Source organism: Gymnodinialimonas sp., from assembly GCF_059726805.1.
In genome coordinates this window covers 3,275,594-3,292,728 of sequence record NZ_AP041059.1, presented here as the reverse complement: position 1 = coordinate 3,292,728, position 17,135 = coordinate 3,275,594, and the positions used below count along the sequence as shown (strand labels likewise).

18 protein-coding genes are annotated in these 17,135 nt (G+C 63.1%); 14 read left to right on the top strand and 4 right to left on the bottom strand.

Translation table 11 applies throughout. The annotated features are described in order from the left end of the window. Position 1: 1 nt before the first annotated feature. A complete protein-coding gene (locus AC6I9R_RS16070; protein WP_461426579.1) occupies positions 2–322 on the bottom strand; it encodes a DUF6455 family protein in 321 nt (106 codons plus the stop codon). Further along, positions 315–1,340 (bottom strand): LacI family DNA-binding transcriptional regulator, encoded by a 1,026-nt coding sequence (locus AC6I9R_RS16065; protein WP_461426578.1) that lies wholly within the window; start codon positions 1,338–1,340, stop codon positions 315–317. Before AC6I9R_RS16065 ends, AC6I9R_RS16070 begins: the two co-directional genes overlap by 8 nt. 187 nt (positions 1,341–1,527) lie before the next feature. On the opposite strand from AC6I9R_RS16065, the gene AC6I9R_RS16060 reads away from it, so the two are divergent. The 3 genes from AC6I9R_RS16060 to AC6I9R_RS16050 are packed head-to-tail and all read left to right on the top strand — an operon-like array spanning position 1,528 to position 3,647. Then, on the top strand, positions 1,528–2,616 hold the full coding sequence (locus AC6I9R_RS16060; protein WP_461426577.1) for a fatty acid desaturase family protein: 1,089 nt from the start codon (positions 1,528–1,530) through the stop codon (positions 2,614–2,616). Then, positions 2,617–2,928 (top strand): MocE family 2Fe-2S type ferredoxin, encoded by a 312-nt coding sequence (locus AC6I9R_RS16055; protein WP_461426576.1) that lies wholly within the window; start codon positions 2,617–2,619, stop codon positions 2,926–2,928. Continuing rightward, the gene (locus tag AC6I9R_RS16050; RefSeq protein WP_461426575.1) at positions 2,925–3,647 is read left to right on the top strand and encodes an oxidoreductase; all 723 of its coding nucleotides are present in this window, start codon (positions 2,925–2,927) and stop codon (positions 3,645–3,647) included. The genes AC6I9R_RS16055 and AC6I9R_RS16050 overlap by 4 nt, the downstream gene beginning before the upstream one ends. Here the strand turns inward: AC6I9R_RS16050 and AC6I9R_RS16045 are convergent. Further along, positions 3,644–4,666 (bottom strand): LacI family DNA-binding transcriptional regulator, encoded by a 1,023-nt coding sequence (locus AC6I9R_RS16045; protein ID WP_461426574.1) that lies wholly within the window; start codon positions 4,664–4,666, stop codon positions 3,644–3,646. The genes AC6I9R_RS16050 and AC6I9R_RS16045 overlap by 4 nt on opposite strands. 145 nt (positions 4,667–4,811) lie before the next feature. Here AC6I9R_RS16045 and AC6I9R_RS16040 point away from each other — a divergent pair, with 145 nt between their 5' ends. From AC6I9R_RS16040 to AC6I9R_RS15995, 10 genes are all read left to right on the top strand, one after another. After that, the gene (locus AC6I9R_RS16040) at positions 4,812–5,519 is read left to right on the top strand and encodes an SDR family NAD(P)-dependent oxidoreductase (protein ID WP_461426573.1); all 708 of its coding nucleotides are present in this window, start codon (positions 4,812–4,814) and stop codon (positions 5,517–5,519) included. Between the two features lie 9 nt (positions 5,520–5,528). After that, positions 5,529–6,689 (top strand): Gfo/Idh/MocA family protein, encoded by a 1,161-nt coding sequence (locus tag AC6I9R_RS16035; protein WP_461426572.1) that lies wholly within the window; start codon positions 5,529–5,531, stop codon positions 6,687–6,689. A 1-nt stretch (position 6,690) separates the two neighbouring features. Further along, entirely contained in the window at positions 6,691–7,605 is a 915-nt protein-coding gene (locus tag AC6I9R_RS16030) for a sugar phosphate isomerase/epimerase family protein (protein ID WP_461426571.1), read from the top strand. Between the two features lie 48 nt (positions 7,606–7,653). Beyond that, complete coding sequence (locus AC6I9R_RS16025; protein ID WP_461426570.1) at positions 7,654–8,670, top strand: ABC transporter substrate-binding protein; 1,017 nt, start codon at positions 7,654–7,656, stop codon at positions 8,668–8,670. Between the two features lie 111 nt (positions 8,671–8,781). Beyond that, a complete protein-coding gene (locus tag AC6I9R_RS16020) occupies positions 8,782–10,272 on the top strand; it encodes a sugar ABC transporter ATP-binding protein (protein ID WP_461426569.1) in 1,491 nt (496 codons plus the stop codon). Further along, positions 10,269–11,207, top strand: coding sequence for an ABC transporter permease (locus AC6I9R_RS16015; RefSeq protein WP_461426568.1), 939 nt, complete (start codon positions 10,269–10,271; stop codon positions 11,205–11,207). The genes AC6I9R_RS16020 and AC6I9R_RS16015 overlap by 4 nt, the downstream gene beginning before the upstream one ends. Beyond that, a complete protein-coding gene (locus AC6I9R_RS16010) occupies positions 11,204–12,232 on the top strand; it encodes an ABC transporter permease (RefSeq protein WP_461426567.1) in 1,029 nt (342 codons plus the stop codon). Before AC6I9R_RS16015 ends, AC6I9R_RS16010 begins: the two co-directional genes overlap by 4 nt. 2 nt (positions 12,233–12,234) lie before the next feature. Further along, entirely contained in the window at positions 12,235–13,308 is a 1,074-nt protein-coding gene (locus tag AC6I9R_RS16005; protein ID WP_461426566.1) for a Gfo/Idh/MocA family protein, read from the top strand. Next, a complete protein-coding gene (locus AC6I9R_RS16000; protein ID WP_461426565.1) occupies positions 13,305–14,423 on the top strand; it encodes a Gfo/Idh/MocA family protein in 1,119 nt (372 codons plus the stop codon). The genes AC6I9R_RS16005 and AC6I9R_RS16000 overlap by 4 nt, the downstream gene beginning before the upstream one ends. A gap of 9 nt (positions 14,424–14,432) precedes the next feature. After that, complete coding sequence (locus AC6I9R_RS15995; RefSeq protein ID WP_461426564.1) at positions 14,433–15,446, top strand: Gfo/Idh/MocA family protein; 1,014 nt, start codon at positions 14,433–14,435, stop codon at positions 15,444–15,446. On the opposite strand, the gene AC6I9R_RS15990 is transcribed toward AC6I9R_RS15995, so the two are convergent. Continuing rightward, on the bottom strand, positions 15,436–15,825 hold the full coding sequence (locus AC6I9R_RS15990; protein WP_461426563.1) for a RidA family protein: 390 nt from the start codon (positions 15,823–15,825) through the stop codon (positions 15,436–15,438). The two genes, AC6I9R_RS15995 and AC6I9R_RS15990, sit on opposite strands and share 11 nt — an antisense overlap. A 224-nt stretch (positions 15,826–16,049) precedes the next feature. On the opposite strand from AC6I9R_RS15990, the gene AC6I9R_RS15985 reads away from it, so the two are divergent. Further along, positions 16,050–17,048: an ABC transporter substrate-binding protein gene (locus AC6I9R_RS15985; protein ID WP_461426562.1), complete on the top strand. Its 999-nt coding sequence runs from the start codon at positions 16,050–16,052 to the stop codon at positions 17,046–17,048. Positions 17,049–17,135 lie beyond the last annotated feature (87 nt).

The following is a 17,135-nucleotide window of genomic DNA, read 5'->3' as shown; positions in this document are numbered from 1 at the left end:
CTCACTCCCCTGGAGCGAAGAATTCCTTGTTACGACAATGGGTTGGAACGCCCTCTAACGGCGTTCCGTCTACGATTTTCAGATGGCATTGCGTTTGATAGGCGCAGGTGGCGCAATTATCGACGATCTGCCGGAAGTGCCCGCGGTAGCGGTCATCGAACAGATCGATGGACAGCCGCTCTGCGACGTCTTTGGCATGGGCAACGCTGCGTTCGATGCGCGCGTGATACATTGGTTTACTCCTTTTTTCCTGTCGCAGCGCGCTTGGCGGTGTCTTCCCGGCCAGCAGCGGCGCCTGCAATTGATTGTTGGGCTTAGTCAAAGGGCGGAGGGCGCCCGTCGGATGGGATGTTTTCCTTCAACACGAGGTGAAGCCGCAGTTGCGATGGGGTGTGGGGGTGGCCCTGCGCGGCAGCAACGAGGGCTGCCAGCGTTTCCTGCGCTTCGCGCTTGGCGTCCTGGTCGATGATGGCGTCAAGCGTTCCGTCCAGCAGGAATCCCTTGTTGGTGTCCGTGACGTCGTGGGCCACGAAGATCACGCTCTGCGCCCGACCGCTGTCATGCAGGGCCCGCGCGATGCCGCCGGTGCCGCCCCCGGCGTTGTAGATCGCACAGATCTCGGGGTGTTGCGCCAGTTTGGCGGTGGCCTGGGCGTGGGCGCGGTCGCCGTCGTCGCCGCTTTCGCGCAGCTCCAACAGGTCGAGGCCCGGCGCCTCTTCCGCCAGATACTGGCGCAGGCCGACGTCTCTTTCCTGGTGCCCGCGATAGGTGAGGGAGCCCGCGAAATGGGCGACCTTGCCCGTCGGGTTGGGCCCGAGGAATCGCGTGATCACCTCCCCCGCCAGACGCCCGGCGCGCAGATTGTCGATGCCCACATAGGCCCGGCGCAGGGTGTCCGGTAGGTCGGAAAGGAGGGTGACAACAGGAATGTTGCGCGCCGCGACGCGCGATAGCGCATCGTGGACCCGCGGGTGGCTCAGCGCCACCAGCGCCACGCCTTGAACATCGCCCACCTCACTGAGGGCTTGGGCCATGGCGCGGGCGTCCATCTGGGTGATCTTTGGCAACTCAAGCTCTACGCCGGGCATCGCTGCCGCCTCGGCGATCATGTGGCCGCGCAAGCCGTCAATGAACTCATTGGTGCCCTGGGGCAGGAAGGCCACAAGCTTGGTCAGCGGGACCTCGGGCGCAACGTCGGGCAGGTACCCGATAATGCGCGCCGTGGAGTGGACCAACTGCCGGGTGCGGGCCGAAACGCCGGAGCGATCGTTCAGAACTCGGTCCACGGTCGCGGTGGATACGCCTGCAGCTTCGGCAAGGTCGGAAAGGGTAGGTCTCATGGGGTTGATGTAAAATGATGTATTCCACAATGCAAGCTATCGTTCGAAAACCCATAAAAATATGCATGTATACAGGTGTTTTGCAAGAGTTTCCCAAGAAAAGCAGCCCCCTCAATTTCAATCAGAACTTTATTGACCTGCCTCAAATCACCTCATAGGTTGCACGCGTGGAGGAGGGCCTGCGGAGATGGCGAACACGCGCGCACGCGATTATGCATTGACCGGGGCCGAGGGCGCGCGGGCGGTCGAATTGGGCCTCGCGTCAGCTGAGTGGTACCACACCGACGTGCCCCGCAAGGTCATGAAGGGGCTGATGCGCCGCAACGATACGGTCGCCACCCGGGACACGGTGATCTGGCTGGGGCTGATGGTGCTGAGCGGGCTTGGCGGCGTGTTGACCTGGGGCACCTGGTGGTGCCTGCCGTTTTTCGCGGTCTACGGCGTGCTCTACGGCTCGGCCTGTGACAGTCGCTGGCACGAATGCGGCCACGGCACGGCGTTCAAGACGCAGTGGAAGAACGATTGGGTCTATCACATCGCCAGCTTCATGGTGATGCGCAACCCGATCGCCTGGCGGTGGAGCCATGCGCGCCACCATACAGACACCATCATCGTTGGCCGCGACCCAGAGATTGCGTTGATGCGCCCGCCCGACATGGCCCGCAAGGCGCTCGCCTTCATCGGCCTGCCTGACGTGTTCCAGCACTTCGCGATCCTGTTGCGGCAAGCGCAGGGGCGGCTGACGCCCGATGAGGCCGATTACATTCCCGCATCCGAGGTGCCCAAGGTCGCGTTCTGGGCGCGGATCTTCGTTGCGGTTCATCTTGCGGCTGCGGTGTGGGCACTTCTCGCCTGGTCGCTGCTGCCGTTGGTTCTGATCGGGGGCCCCCGGATCTACGGGACATGGCACATGGTCATGGTGGGGCTATTGCAGCATGGGGGCCTGGCGGAGGATGTGCTGGACCACCGCCTGAACTCTCGTACCGTTCACATGAACCCGGTCAGCCGTTGGCTTTATTGGAACATGAATTACCACGTCGAACACCATATGTTCCCGATGGTCCCGTACCATGCGCTGCCTGCGTTGCACGAACTAATCAAAGATGACCTGCCGCCCGCCAACCCCTCGATCCGCCACGGCTACGCCGAAATGCTGGACGCTTTGCGTCGGCAGCGCGAGGATCCCACTTACTACGCACGCCGTGACTTGCCGCCCGGGGCAAAACCCTACCGGGTGGAGTTTCATGGAAACGACGCTTTGCCGGAGGTCAGCTGAATGAGTGATTGGATCGATGTCTGTGCGCTGGATGACGTGGAGGAAGAGGACGTGATCCGCTTCGATCACGCGGGCCGCACCTTCGCCGTTTACCGCGACGAGGATGGTGCCCCGTTCTGTACCGACGGCCTCTGCACCCACGAGCAGGTGCATCTGGCCGACGGGCTTGTGCTAGAGGATGAAATCGAGTGCCCCAAGCACAATGGGCGCTTCAACTATAAGACCGGCGCGGCCCTGCGCACGCCTGCGTGCGAGGCCTTGGCGACCTATCCCGCGCGGGTTGAGGCGGGCCGGATCGAAGTGCAGATATGAGTGATCTGGACGGCAAGGTCGTTCTGGTAACGGGCGCCGCAAGGGGCATCGGCGCAGCGATTAGCGTGGCCTGTGACGCGGCGGGCGCCCAGGTGATCGCGGTGGATCGCGATGGGGTCCCGGGCGGGATCACTGCGGATCTGTCTGAACCCGGCGGGCCGGAGCAGGCCTTTGTTGCGGCTCTGGAACGGTTTGGCCATGTCGACGGCTTGGTCAATGCCTCGGGGGTGACGACACGGGCGTCATTTGTCGACGCCGATCTGGCTCGGTTTGATGCGGTGATGGCCGTGAACCTGCGCGCGCCGTTTTTCCTGATGTCCGCGATGATCGCCCATCTTCAGGCGCGCGCTGCGCCGGGGGGCATCGTGAACATCCAATCGATGAACGCCCATTGCGGCGCGGCGGACCTCGCGATCTATGCGGCCAGCAAGGGCGGCCTTCAGGTTCTGACCAAGAACGCGGCCGAGGCCCATATGGCCGATCGCATAAGGGTTAACGGCATTAACCTCGGCTGGGTCGCGACGGAGACAGAGCGCGCGCTGCACGCTTCCAAGGGGGCAGATTGGTTGGGGCAGCAGGCCGCGGCGCAGCCTTTGGGGCGACTTGTAACAGCGCAGGAATGTGCCGCGCAGGCGGTCTGGATGCTGTCGGATGCCTCGATCCCGATGACGGGCGTCAGCCTGGATCTGGAGCAATGGATCGCAGGCGCGCCGCCTTAGCGCGGAGGGGCAGTCGAGGCGCGCACCACAAGTTCCACCGGCAACAGATCTTCCGCCACCGGCGGGCCGTGCGGGGCCTTGATCCGTTCCAGCAATCGCGCGGCCGCGGTCCGTCCCAGGCGCACACGGTCCTGCCGGATCGTCGTGAGGGCAGGCACATAAAACTCTGACATATCAATGTCATCAAAGCCCACAATCGAGATATCCTCGGGCACCTTTAGGCCGCCCGCCTGCAAGCCCGCCATCAGCCCGAAAGCCACCATATCGGCTGCGCAGAAGACGGCTGTGGGACGATCTTCCATTGCCAGGATCTTCGCCGCCGCCTCATGCCCGGATTGCAGCGAAAAGTCGCCCCGGATGATCCAAGCGTCCTGCGCGGGAAGACCCAGGCGCGTGCGCTCCTCCATCATGCCGCGCCGCCGGACGCCGGTCAGCACGTTGCCCTGTGGCCCGGTGATATGGGCGATCTTGCGATGCCCCAGATCCGCCAGGTGCCTAATCGCCAGCCGCGCGCCCTCGGCGTTGTCGGACTGGATTGACGGGAAGGCGTAGCCGTCCACCCATTCGCAGGCGAAGACGATGCGCCCGTCCACATCCGCCGCCCGGCAGGCATCCAGCGTGGCGGCGCTGATCCCACCGTCAAGCGACACCACCCCGTCGATCCGCCCGCTGGTGAAGTTGCCCGCAAGCTCGGCCTCGTGCAGGGGGCGGCTTTCGGTGTCGGCAATCAGAACCGCATAGTCACTGCCCGCGAAACCGTCCGATATGCCTTGCAAGATCTCGGAATAAAACGGTTTTCCGAGGTTTGGCACCAGGATCAACACGGCCCCCGCACGTTGCATCCGCAGATTTCGGGCGGCGTGATTGACCCGGTAGCCCGTCGTGCGCACGGCCTCTAACACCGCCTCTCGCGTCGCGTCCGATAACAGGCCGGGATTGGACAGTGCCCGGCTGACCGTCGCGGTCGAGACCTTGGCCACGGATGCTACGTCTTGAATGGTTGCGCTTTTCTGGGCCATGGCCCCCTCAAAGAAATGGAAATACGACTTGACTCGAATCCGTCCCTGCTTCGAGTATGTAATCGATTTCATAACCCACAAAGCGAAAAAAGCGCCGGGCAGAAATCGAGGGGAGGGGGGCGGCTTTGACCAGCCAGACCAACACATGACGGAAGGCGCGTTCAAGGACGCATTGGTGCTGGTTGTCGGTGCGAGCCGTGGCGGCATCGGCACGGCGATCGCGCGCGCGTTTCGGGATGCGGGCGCTGAGGTTCAGATCACCGGCATCGAGGAGGCGCCAGAGCCCGATGAAGGTTTCGGCTACACTCAGCTTGATGTAACGGACACCGATGCTGTCCGCGCCTTCGCGGCGCGCGTGCAACAGCTTGATATCCTGGTGAATTGCGCCGCCATCACGCGGCGCGGGGAGGAGATGGATCCCGGCTTTTTCGCCCATGTCCTCGACGTCAACCTCGTGGGATCCCTGCGCTGCGCCGAGGCGTTGCAGGGCGCGCTGAAAGGCGGCTGCGTGATCAACGTGGCCTCGATGTATGCGCGCTTTGGCTCGCCCCGGAACCCGGCCTATGGCGCGTCGAAGGCGGGAGTGGAGCAACTGACCAAATCGCTCGCGATTGCCTGGGCAGACGACAAGATCCGCGTCAACGCCATCGCGCCGGGCTTCATCGTGACCGAACAATCAGCCCGTGCCCGCGAAGACGCCGCCTTCACCGCCGCCATCGAGGCGCGCACCCCCATGGGACGGTGGGGAGAGCCCGATGACATCGCCGGTGTGGCGTTGTTTCTGGCCAGCGATGCCGCGCGCTTCATCACCGGGACAACGATCCCAGTGGACGGAGGATATTCTGTTGTTTGAGAGGGGCTTATGACGGATTTTGCGAGCATCGGCGCGGCGGTTGTCGGGACGGGTTTCATCGGCACGGTCCACACCCAGGCGTTGCGGCGCCTCGGGGTCCAGGTGCGCGGTGTCCTCGGTTCCTCGGCATCCCGGGGCGCAGAACGTGCGGCCGAGATGGGCGTGCTGAAGGCCTATGCCGACCTCGACGACCTTTTGGCTGATGGCTCGGTGGACGTTGTCCACGTAACCTCCCCCAATCACGCCCATTATGCTCAGGTTCTGGCGATTCTGCGGGCGGGAAAGCACGTGATCTGCGAAAAGCCGTTGGCCATGACGTCCGAGCAAAGCGCCGAGATGGTGGAAGTCGCGCGCGCATCGGGCAAGATCGCGGCGGTCTGCTACAACATCCGGTTCTACCCGCTGAACCAGCAGGCGCACGGGATGGTAGCGGCAGGGGATCTGGGGGATATCCGTTTCATCTCAGGGCATTATCATCAGGACTGGCTGGCAAAACCCACGGATTGGAACTGGCGCTTGGTCGCGGAAGAGGGGGGCGCGCTGCGTTCGGTGGGCGATATCGGGACCCATTGGGTCGACCTCACCAGTTTCGTGACTGGCCTGAAGGCCGAGGCCGTGATGGCCGAACTGGCCACATTCATCCCCGAGCGCGCCAAGCCCACGGGTCCGGTCGAGACCTTCAGCACGGCGGCGGGCGCGACGGAGCCCGTCGAAATTGACACTGACGACGCCGCGATGATCGTGATCCGATATCCGGGTGGCGCGCGCGGCTTGATGTCCACGTCGCAGATCAACATGGGGCGCAAGAACTCACTGCAATGGGATGTGGCGGGGTCGGTGGCGTCTGCCGCGTGGGACAGCGAAATGCCGGATCATCTGTTCATCGGCCACCGTGATCGCGCCAATGAAACCTTGATGCGAGATTTCACATTGATGAATGAAACCGGCGTCGCCGCCACCACCCTACCGCCCGGCCATGTTGAAGGCTTTGCGGACAGTTTTTTCAATTTTTTCAGGGCAGTGTATGCCGACGTTGAAGTTGGCGCACGGCAGGATACCAGCACCTGGGCCACGTTTGAGGATGGCCACTACGAGATGCGATTTTGCGACGCAGTGGTGATGTCCGCGCGGGAAGAGCGGTGGGTGCGTCTGGATGAGGTTGGGGGATAACATGCAACTTGGGATATTAACCGCGCCGTTCGAGGATATGGACCTGATGGACGTGGCGTCTTGGGCGGGCGGCAACGGGTTTTCGGCCATGGAAGTCGCCTGCTGGCCCGCCTCGGGCGGCGAAAAGCGGCGCTATGCGGGGACGTCGCATATCAATGTGGATGGACTTTCCACAGGGCAAGCCTCGGAAATCAAATCAGGATTGGCGGAGCAGGGGATTAGTATCTCGGGCCTTGGGTATTATCCCAATCCGCTGCATGCCGACGCCGATCACCGCGCTGAGGTCATCGGGCACCTGATGAAGGTGATTACGGCGGCGGGCACCATGGGAGTGCCGGTGGTTAACACTTTCGTCGGCGGCGACCGGCGCCTCAACGTCGATGAAAACTGGGCCCGCGCGATTGAGATCTTCAATCCCATCGTCGCCCATGCCCAAGCCACGGGTGTGCGCCTGTGTTTTGAGAATTGTCCGATGATCTTCAGCTATGACGAATGGCCCGGGGGGCACAACATTGCCTATAGCCCCAAGATCTGGCGTCGGATTTTCGAGCAATGGGGGGACGCGGTCGGTATGAACTTCGACCCCTCGCACCTGATCTGGCAGTTCATCGACCAGACCCGTTTCGTCAAGGAATTCGGGGGGCAGATGGCCCATGTGCACGCGAAAGACGTGATGGTTGACCGCGACGGGCTCTATGAAAACGGGACGATGTCCACCGGCATGGGGTGGCAAATCCCCCGCCTTTGTGGGCTCGGCGATGTCGATTGGAGCGATTTTTTCTCGGGCCTCTACCGGACCGGCTACGATGGACCGGTCATCATCGAACACGAAGATCGAGACTTCGAAGGGACTGAGGATAGGGTCAAACGCGGCTTCCTCCTCGCCCGAGATGTACTGGCGCCGTACATTAAGTAAGCGGCGTAAGATGCTAGGAAATATAGGTTTAATAAGGGAGAAGAGACTATGAAAAGACTTCTGACAACAGCCGCCGCCTTGGCGATGATGGCGCCCGCAGCCTATGCGGACGGGCACGCCGCCTACACCATCGGAGTGTCCAACACGGTGCAAGGCAACGGTTGGCGCGAGCAGATGATCTGCGCCATGCGCGCGCAGGCGGCAGCCGAGGGCGACGTGGACGGCCTGATCGTCGCGCACCGCAACACCGACGCGGCGGGTCAGCTGGAAGACCTCAACAACCTGATTGAGGCCGGCGTGGACGCGATTGTTCTGAACCCCGCCAACCCCGACGCGCTGAACTCGGCGCTTGATGCGGCCATCGCGGCGGGCATCGTCGTTGTCGCCGTGGACGCGGGCGTGACCGCAGAAGGCGCCTACATCCTGTCCAACAACCAGGAGGAATATGCCTATCTCGGCGCGCGGTGGCTGTTTGAGCAGATCGGCGGGTCGGGTGAGGTCGTCTACATGCGCGGGATCGCCGGTGTCTCGGCTGACACGGATCGCGACAATGGCTTCCAGCGGGCCCTGGCGGAATTCCCCGAAGTCAGCGTCGTCCACGAGGTCTTCACCGGCTGGCAGCAGGACCAAGGCAAACAGCAGATGTTTGATTTCCTGGCCACGGGCATCCCCTTTGATGGCGTCTGGACCTCTGGCATCGACAACGTGATCGTCGATGCTTTCGTCGAATCCGGCGCGCCGCTTGTGCCGATCGTCGGCGCGGATAACGCGGGCTTCGTGCAATACCTGGCCGAGGTTGAGGGCCTTTCGGGCGCGGCCGTGACCAACCCCGGTTCGGTCGGCGGCGCGGGCATCGCCCTGGCCGTGGACATCCTGAACGGCAACGCGCCGGAAGAGACGACGGTGCTGGTCGACCCGGTGTTGTGGGAAAACTCCACCGCCGAGGGGCAGGAAATCATCGCCGGTGCCCTGAACCCCGATCTTGATCCGGAATGGCCGGTGTCGGTGTCGATTCCCGGATGGACCGATTACTCGATGGCCGACATCATCGCCTGCGAAGGCTGATCGGAAGAAAAATGGCGTTCTGGCAAATCGTTGTCAGAACGCCCTGACACTCTGCGCACCGCACGTCAGAATGTGGTGCGCGGATATAAACGCAAATAATTCAGAGGCTTCATGGGCAGCTCAGATGAGACGGCACTGCTGGTTGCCACTGGCGTCGCCAAGAGTTTTGGCGCGGTCCGGGCGCTGACCGATGCCAGCTTGCGCGTTAACGCCGGCGAAGTCGTGGCGCTCATGGGTGCCAATGGCGCGGGCAAATCGACCTTCGTGAAGATCCTCACCGGCGCGTTGCGGCCGGATACCGGGCGGGTGTTGATCCAGGGACGTCCGGCGCGCGTGGGCTCTCCGGCGCAGGCGCGCCGCTCGGGTCTGGTGCCGGTCTACCAAGAGCCATCGCTGATCCCGGACCTTGATGTTGCGGACAACCTGCGCCTCGGCGATACGCCGAGTGACGCGGTCCTGCATTGGGTGGGCGAGTTGGGGATCAAGGGGTTGCGCCTGGACGACATGGTGTCGGACCTGCCGCTGCCAACCCTGCGTATCCTGGATCTGGCACGGGCGCTGGCCAGCAACCCGGATGTTCTGCTGTTGGATGAAATGACCGCCGCTTTGCCCACGGACCTTGTGGAAAACGTGCTGCGCGTGGTGCGCGCGCGGGCCGATGAGGGCTGCGGCGTCATCTACATCTCGCATCGGTTCACCGAAATCGCCGAGCTGTGCGACAGCGCAACGGTCCTGCGCGACGGGCGGACAGTTGGGGATCTGAAGATTGAGCCGGGTGTGGAAGACCGCTGCGTTGAACTGATGCTTGGGGCGAAATTGAGCCTTGAAAAACGTGACACGGGCGCGGCGCGTCAGAACGCGGGCGTGCCCCGGTTGCGTGCATCCCAAATCGCGGTTGCGCCCACGGTCAAGGACATCTCTTTCGAGCTGTATCCCGGTGAGGTTCTGGGCGTTGTCGCGTTGGAAGGGCAGGGCCAGGACGAGGTTTTTGATGTCCTTTCGGGGCACCGAAAGGCCACCGGCGGTAGGCTCGAAGTTGACGGAACGGCGATGAGTTTCTCGCACCCCGCCGACGCCATCGCGGCGGGGCTGACCTATGTGCCCGGTGACCGGGCCGAGGCTCTATTGCGCGAGCGGTCGGTACGGGAAAACATCGCCCTGCCGTTTTCTGCAAGGCTGCGGGATTGGGGGCCGCTGAAGGCCAAGCATGAGCGCCAGCGCGTTGATCATGCGATAGAAAAATTGCAGATCGACACCCGCGCCCAAGGCGAGGTGCAGCGCTTGTCGGGCGGCAATCAGCAGAAGGTGACCATCGGGCGCTGGCTAGCCCACGGCGTGCAAACCCTGCTGCTTTTCGACCCCACGCGCGGCATTGACGTGCGCACCAAGCGGCAGATCTACCCGCTGGTGCGCGAGCTTGCCGAGCAGGGCGCAGCGGTGCTTTTCTACACGTCCGAGCTAGAGGAAATCCCGCTCGCCTGTGACCGGGCCATCGTCATCTTCAACGGCCGCGTGGTGGATATGATCGACGCGCCGGACGCCACCGAAGCGGTGCTGATGCGCGCGGCCTACGGGCTTTCGGACACGGACGTCGCCTCGTGAGCCGCCTTTTGCGCAAGAACGCCTGGACTCTGGGTTTAGTCGCCTTGCTCTGCCTCTTGCTGGTGATCACGAAGGTGATCCAGCCAAGCTTCGGGGCCAGCGGTGTCGAAAGCCTCGCCCGGGCGGCCTTGCCCTTTGCCTTTGCAACCGCAGCCATGGCGATCGTTGTGATCGTCGGGGGGATCGACCTTTCGATTGCCTCAATGATGGCCGTTTGCGGCGTGACGGCGGCGGTTCTGATGCAAAGCATGGGGCCGGTTCCAGCGGTGTTGATCACCCTTTGCGTCGGTCTGGTCATGGGGGCGCTGAACGGGGCGTTAATCGTGTTAACGAAAGTGCCGGACATCGTTGTGACCCTCGCCATGCTGTTCGTGTGGGAGGGCGTGGCGCTTTTGATCCTGACGTCGCCGGGCGGCACCGTCGCGCCTGAACTGCGCGGACTCATCACCGGCGCTTGGATCCCCGGCGTGCCCAACGCCTTGATTTTCATGGGCGTTACAATCGCGTTGGTCTGGCTTCCGATCCGCCGCGCCAAGCTGGGGCTGTCGATCTATGCCGTGGGCTCGGATGAACTGGCGGCGTTTCGCTCCGGCATCAATGTCGGTTGGACCAAGATCATCGCCTACGGTTTGGCAGGCATCCTCTCGGCCTTGGGCGGTCTTTCGTTAATCATGTTAACCGGTATCGGAGAGCCGGTGCCAGGCCCCTACCTGCTCGCGTCTGTTGCAGCCGTCGTTCTGGGCGGCGTTGTTTTGGGGGGCGGGCGCGGAGGGCTACTCGGGCCGATCATCGCCGTCTTCATCCTGCGCATCATCCGCACGATCCTGACCCTCGCGGCCGTCGATCCCAATGTGACCACGATTGTTGAAGGCGTCATCATGGTTGCCGTCGTCATGCTCGGCGCCGTGCTGACCTACAGGGGGGCGCATCGATGAGCGATCAACCAAGCATCCATGCCGAAGCGGCCACGCAGAGCGGCCTCAAACGCTTCGGGCGTTTCCTTGCAGACAACCCCGTCATTCCGCTGATCGTGTTCCTGTTTCTATTGATCGCGGTTCTCGAAATCATGCGCCCAGGCATCGTCACCCCCTTCCGGGCCGGGCGCGATGGGATCATTTCGACCTTCTGGGTCGGCAATCTGATCAAGTTTGCCATTCCGCTCGCCATGCTCGCGGCCTGCCAAGTGTTAACGATGTTAACTGCCGGGATCGACATGAGCGCGGGGATCCTAGCCACGGTGTCGGCCTTTGTCTGCGCCACCCTTGCACCGCTCATCGGCCCAACGCCTGCCGTCCTTGTCGCGTTGTCGACTGGCGTCATCGCGGGCCTCGTCAATGGTTTCGGGGTTGGTGTTGTCCGCGTGCATCCTTTGATCATGACGCTCGGCACCGGGCTGATCGCGACGGGGTGCCTGCAGGTCTACCAACGCTTCGTCATCTCGACCGGCACACTGATCCCGGAAACGCTGGAATGGCTCGGCACGGGGCGTACGTTTGGAATGCCGAACGGTCTTTTCGTCTTCATCCCTTTCGCCGCCGCGATCCTTTATCTGATGCGATACACGGGCTTTGGGCGGCTTCTCTTTGCGCTTGGCTCCAACGAGGCGACCACGAAACTCAGCGGGGTGCGGTCCTGGCAGGTCTTCCTTGCGCTTTATGCGCTATCCGGGCTGATCGCGGCGCTGGCGGGGCTGCTGTACCTCGGCATGATCCGGACACCTTCGCTGTCGCTGGCCAATCCGCTTCTCCTGCCCTCTGTCGCTGCGGCGGTCATCGGCGGCACCTCCATATTCGGCGGACGCGGCAGCTTTGCGGGCGCCATCGTGGGCGCCTTGATCCTGCGCGTGATCGACACCATGCTGACCCTGTTGCAAATGCCGGAAGGCGCCCGCATCGCGCTGTTCGGCCTGATCATCCTACTTGTCACCGCACTATACGTGCGCATTACAGGAGCGCGTTAACCATGACTTACAAGGTTGTCGGCATCAGTTTCGACCATATGCATATGGGTGATCTGTTGCGGATGGTGGACGCCCATCCTGATGCTGAAATCAGCGCGCTCTACGATCCGGACCGGCGCAAGATGGCCGCCGCTGCTGACATGTTCAACGTCCCCGACGCGGCCCTGTTCACGGATTTCGACGCCTGTATGGCCGCAGGCCCGTATGACGTTGCGATCCTGTGTTGCGCAACCGCGGACCATGCCGAGATGACCGAACGCCTCGCGCCCCACAGCCTCCATATCCATGTGGAGAAGCCCTTCGCCGATAGTGCTGACAACGCGCGGCGCATGATGAAAGCGATGGCAGGCACCGGCAAGATCATGTCGATCAATTGGCCCCTGGCCTGGGTCGAGTCGCACCTTACCGCCAAGCGCCTGATCGATGAGGGGATGATCGGTGAGCTGCGGGAAGTTCACTTCTATGACGGCAATCGCGGGCCGCTCTATCACCTCGCCGACAAGGTCGAGGTCTCGCAGGAGGAGGTGGAGGCGCAAAAGCCCGACAGCTGGTGGTACAAGGCCCGTTCCGGCGGTGGCAGCCTGCTGGATTACATGGGGTATGGCGCGACGCTTGGGACCTGGTACATGGGCGGCGAGGCCCCGTTGGAGGTCACCTGCACCGTCGATGACACGCCGGGGATCGAGGTTGACCAGCACGCCATCGCCGTCGTCCGCTATGCGCGCGGGTTGTCCAAAATGGAGACGCGATGGGGCACGTTCACCGACCCCTGGACCGTGAACCCGCAGCCGACCTGTGGCTTCGTTTTCGTCGGAAGTGACGGGACAATCAGCAGCCCGGACTATGCTTCTGCCGTCACGGTCCAAAGCCGTGCGCGACCCGAGAAGCATGACATCCCCGTCGATCCGCTGCCCGAAGGGCGCGCGGATGCCATCGCCTATATCCTTGATCTCATTGCCAAAGGCGAAAAGCCCGACGGCCCCTTTGACCCGGCCCTATGCCTGACGGCGCAACGCATTGTGGACACCGCCGCCGCCTCTGCCGCCGCCAAACGAACCTTGGAGATCCTGCCATGAGCTCGGAGGACCCAGGCGATAGCGACACCTATGCCCTGAAGGCCGCCGACCTGCCTGAAATCGAGCCGCCGGACATCGCCTATCAGCCGCCGATGCCCAAGACCTACCGCCCCCTGATCGGGATGATCGGGACAGGCGGGATCTCGGGCTCCCACCTTGATGCCTACCGCGATGCGGGGTGGGAGGTTGCAGCCCTTTGGAACCGGACGGAGGAAAAGGCGCGCGCCAAGGCGGCGGAGTTCTCCCCCGCCGCGCGCGTCTCTGACAGTTGGCAGGACGTCATTGATGACCCGGACATCGATGTGGTCGACATCACGCTGCACCCCGAGCACCGCGCCGATATGATCCGGGCCGCGCTGAACAAGGGCAAGCACGTCCTCAGCCAGAAGCCCTTCGTGATCGATCTGGATATCGGCATGGATCTGGTGAAGCTGGCCCAGGACAGGGGCGTGAAGCTGGCCGTGAACCAGAACGCGCGGTGGGCGCCATATTTTGCCTTCATGCGCGAGGCCGCGCGCGCGGGGCACATCGGGGATGTGCTGTCGGTGCATCTGGCGATCCACTGGACCCACGGCTGGACAGCCGGCACCCCGTTTGACGAGATCGAGGATCTGATCCTTTACGATTTCGGGGTCCATTGGTTCGACTTCGTGAACTCCATCGTGGGCGACCGTGCGACGTCCGTTTTCGCCAGTGCGGCCCGCGCCACGGGCCAAGCCAACAAGGTGCCGCTTCTGGCCCAGGCGATGGTGCGGATGGACGGTGGGCAGGCCTCGCTCGTGTTTGACGGCGGCGTGCCCCACGGCCCGCGCGACACCACCTTCGTGGGCGGCACGGCGGGGTCCATGGTGTCGGACGGCCCGGATCTGAGCCAGCAGAAGGTCACGCTCACCACGCCCGAGGGTATCGCGAGGCCGCAGCTGAAAGGCCAATGGTTCAACGACGGCTTCAAGGGCACGATGGGAGAGCTGCTCTGTGCCATCGAAGAAGACCGCGAGCCATCGAACGGCGCGGCGGAAAACCTGCGCAGCCTCGCCATGGCCTTTGCCGCCGTGCGGTCCCGGATGACGGGGCGCGAGGTTGATATCGGCGAGGCCCGCCGGTTGGAAAGCTAGGGGGGCCTGATGCGCGTACTGATTATTGGGCTCGGCAATATGGGCCAAAGCCACGCGCTGGCCCACCACGCGGTGCCGGGGGTGGAGGTCATCGGGCTGGTCAACCGCTCGCCGCGCGATCTGCCGGATGCCTTGCGGGCCTATCCGATGATCGAAAGTATCTCGGAAGGCCTGGCGCTTGGCCCGGACCTTGTCGTGATCGCGACGTATTCTGACAGCCACGCAGATCTGGCGATCCGTGCGATGCGGGCGGGTGCCCATGTGTTTGTCGAAAAGCCGTTGGCCACGACGGTCGCGGACGCAAAACGGGTGCAGGCGGTGGCGGAGGAGACGGGGAATAAAGTCGTCGTCGGCTACATTCTGCGCCATCACCCAAGCTGGATGCGCCTGATCGAAGAGGCCCGCGCATTGGGTGGCCCCTACGTGTTCCGCATGAACCTGAACCAGCAATCCACGGGGGCGGAGTGGCAGACCCACAAGGCGCTGATGGAGACGACCTCCCCCATCGTCGATTGCGGGGTGCATTACGTGGATGTCTGGTGCCAGATCACCGACGCCAAGCCCACGGCGGTCCACGGCATGGGCCTGCGCCTGAGCGATGAGATCGCGCCGGACATGTATAACTACGGGCAATTCCAGGTGTTTTTTGACGACGGCTCCGTCGGGTGGTACGAGGCGGGGTGGGGCCCGATGATGTCCGAGGCGGCGTTTTTCGTGAAGGACGTGATCAGCCCTAATGGTTCCGTCTCGATTACAGATGCCGACAAGGCCGATAGCGCGGATATCGACGGGCATACCAAGGTGGGTGGGCTTTTGGTGCACCGACCCGAGGGCGACCGGATGATCGCGCTGGACGCGGAACCGGGCCACCAGGCGCTCTGCGATGCGGAACAGGCCTTCGTGCGCCGCGCCATTGCCGAGGATCTGGACCTAAGCCGCCATCTGGAAGGCGCCGTGCGCTCGCTCGCGATCTGCCTTGCAGCGGACGAGAGCATTCGGACGGGTCAGCGCGTCACGCTTTAGCCGCGGTCACTTCGACTTCCACGAAGAACTCCGGTCGGGTGAAGCCCGAGACGATCACCAAGGTGGATGCGGGCAGTCTTTCCATCCCGGCCAGCCAGGCATCGCGCGCGGCCATGTAGCCCGCCATATGCGCGCGGTCTGTGACAAAGGCGTTGATGCGGATCACGTCCTCTGGCCCCATGCCGGCCTCTGCCAGGATCGCCGCGCAATTGGCGAAACACAGATGCCCCTGCGCCTCGGCCCCCTCGGGCACGCTGCCGTCTGCGGCCAGCGGCAATTGCCCGGAGGTTGCCACAAGGCGATGGCCCGCGGGCACTTCCACCCCATGGGCATAGCGCGCAAATGGGGCGGCAATTGTGGGCGGGGAGAGCATGCGCATCGGGCGATCCTTCGCAGTGTTGGCCGTAGTAAAAGACGCCAAACCCGAAAGAGGCAATTCCCGCTTGGATTGACGCTGGGGCATGCTATCATTTTCAGCATAGTGCTCGATCAGCGCCCAAGAAATGTGCAGATACCCCGGAATAGGGGCTCTGACAGGCCCATACCTTGCCGCTGATCCGCCTCGATTGTCCAACTGAGGCGGAGCCGAAACAGGGGGATTCCATGACCATTCATTTCACTAAAACCGCCAGTCTTTTGGCGGCCACCGTTCTTGCCACGACGCCGGCTTTGGCCGATGGGCACCTGACCGCCGTTTCGTTCGGCACCAACTGGGTCGCGCAGGCGGAGCACGGCGGTTTTTATCAGGCGGTGGCCGACGGCACCTACGCTGAATGCGGCCTGGACGTCACCATCGTGCCGGGCGGTCCGCAGGTGAACAACACCGCACTTTTGTTGGCGGGCCGGATCGATTTCTACATGGGCGGCACGCTCGACGCGTTATTCGGGGTGGCCGAGGACCTGCCACTGGTGAATGTCATGGCTTCGTTCCAAAAGGATCCGCAGGTCTTGCTGACCCACCCGGGCCGCGTGTCGTCCTTTGAAGAGATGACCGAGCTGACGATGATCGTCCAGGACGGTGCGCCCTACTATGAATGGATGCGCTCGGCCTATGGCTTCACCGATGACCAACGCCAGACCTATACCTTCAACTCGGCCCCGTTCCTGGTGAACGAAGACGCCGCTCAGCAGGGATACCTGTCCTCCGAGCCCTTCGCGGTCGAGCGCGAGACGGGATGGGCGCCGGATGTCTACCTGATTGCCGACGCCGGTTTCGGGGCTTACTCGACAACGATCCAAACGGTCGCCTCCACCATCGAGGAACGCCCCGAGGTGGTGGAATGCTTCGTCAACGGCTCCATCCTGGGGTGGTACAACTACATGTACGGCGACCGAACGGCGGCCAATGAGCTGATCATGGCCGACAACCCCGACATGACCCAAGAGGCCATCGACTACGCCGTCGCCGCGATGACGGAAAACGGCATTGTGGACAGTGGCGACACGCTGGAACTGGGCATCGGCGCCATGACGGACGCGCGGATGGAAGAGTTCTACGCCGCCATGGTTGAGGCAGGCGTCGTGCCGGACGGGCTTGATATCTCTACCGCTTACACGACCGAGTTCGTGAACCAGGGTTTGGGTCTGGATCTGCGCCCCTAAGGCACCGCCACCTATTTCCCCGCGCGGCATTCATCGCGCGGGGCTTTTTCGCTTAGCATAGCTTGACCTGATCCGTGCCCGAAGACC

Excerpts from the sequence above, each read along its gene's own strand:
- AC6I9R_RS16065 (WP_461426578.1), bottom strand. The coding sequence starts at position 1,340 with ATGAGACCTACCCTTTCCGACCTTGCCGAAGCTGCAGGCGTATCCACC.
- AC6I9R_RS16060 (WP_461426577.1), top strand. The coding sequence starts at position 1,528 with ATGGCGAACACGCGCGCACGCGATTATGCATTGACCGGGGCCGAGGGC.
- AC6I9R_RS16055 (WP_461426576.1), top strand. The coding sequence starts at position 2,617 with ATGAGTGATTGGATCGATGTCTGTGCGCTGGATGACGTGGAGGAAGAG.
- AC6I9R_RS16050 (WP_461426575.1), top strand. The coding sequence starts at position 2,925 with ATGAGTGATCTGGACGGCAAGGTCGTTCTGGTAACGGGCGCCGCAAGG.
- AC6I9R_RS16045 (WP_461426574.1), bottom strand. The coding sequence starts at position 4,666 with ATGGCCCAGAAAAGCGCAACCATTCAAGACGTAGCATCCGTGGCCAAG.
- AC6I9R_RS16040 (WP_461426573.1), top strand. The coding sequence starts at position 4,812 with ATGACGGAAGGCGCGTTCAAGGACGCATTGGTGCTGGTTGTCGGTGCG.
- AC6I9R_RS16035 (WP_461426572.1), top strand. The coding sequence starts at position 5,529 with ATGACGGATTTTGCGAGCATCGGCGCGGCGGTTGTCGGGACGGGTTTC.
- AC6I9R_RS16030 (WP_461426571.1), top strand. The coding sequence starts at position 6,691 with ATGCAACTTGGGATATTAACCGCGCCGTTCGAGGATATGGACCTGATG.
- AC6I9R_RS16025 (WP_461426570.1), top strand. The coding sequence starts at position 7,654 with ATGAAAAGACTTCTGACAACAGCCGCCGCCTTGGCGATGATGGCGCCC.
- AC6I9R_RS16020 (WP_461426569.1), top strand. The coding sequence starts at position 8,782 with ATGGGCAGCTCAGATGAGACGGCACTGCTGGTTGCCACTGGCGTCGCC.
- AC6I9R_RS16010 (WP_461426567.1), top strand. The coding sequence starts at position 11,204 with ATGAGCGATCAACCAAGCATCCATGCCGAAGCGGCCACGCAGAGCGGC.
- AC6I9R_RS16005 (WP_461426566.1), top strand. The coding sequence starts at position 12,235 with ATGACTTACAAGGTTGTCGGCATCAGTTTCGACCATATGCATATGGGT.
- AC6I9R_RS16000 (WP_461426565.1), top strand. The coding sequence starts at position 13,305 with ATGAGCTCGGAGGACCCAGGCGATAGCGACACCTATGCCCTGAAGGCC.
- AC6I9R_RS15995 (WP_461426564.1), top strand. The coding sequence starts at position 14,433 with ATGCGCGTACTGATTATTGGGCTCGGCAATATGGGCCAAAGCCACGCG.
- AC6I9R_RS15990 (WP_461426563.1), bottom strand. The coding sequence starts at position 15,825 with ATGCGCATGCTCTCCCCGCCCACAATTGCCGCCCCATTTGCGCGCTAT.
- AC6I9R_RS15985 (WP_461426562.1), top strand. The coding sequence starts at position 16,050 with ATGACCATTCATTTCACTAAAACCGCCAGTCTTTTGGCGGCCACCGTT.